Below are 442 nucleotides of genomic sequence, written 5' to 3' on the forward strand. Positions count from 1 at the left end.
CAGTGCCTGCTGGCAAGGTCACTTCGGCCTGTAAACCATCTTTCAGTTCATCTGCATTCGCATAACCATCCGCCACTTCTGGGATAGTCAGCACTGGCGCATCGGTGACACCATCGGTTTTTGAAGTCACAGTTGAAGGGTCACTTTCATTACCGCTTGGATCTTTGGCAACACCCGTTACTTCGCTGTTATCTTTCACATTATCCGCAGGGATCGTCGCTTTATCACCATTGCTATCCGGAATTAAAGCAGGGGTATCCGATATCCAACCATTGTCGCCTTTTTCTAAGGTCACCGTATGTTTGTCACCGTTTTCATCTTCAAACGTAATTTCTACGGTATCACCTTTATTGGCATCCGTTGGCAGTTCAATAGACACCGAACCGTCATCTTCTGCTTTTAATTCTGGTGCTGAAGGGGCAACCGTATCGACCGTAAAGTC

1 pseudogene is annotated in these 442 nt (G+C 47.1%); it reads right to left on the bottom strand.

Annotated features, from left to right (window positions below):
- Positions 1-442: pseudogene (locus tag ACNARN_RS18645) on the bottom strand (RTX toxin); the annotation flags it as partial.

The organism is Proteus sp. TSJ240517 (assembly GCF_047921575.1).
In the GTDB taxonomy this organism is placed as follows: Bacteria; Pseudomonadota; Gammaproteobacteria; order Enterobacterales; family Enterobacteriaceae; genus Proteus.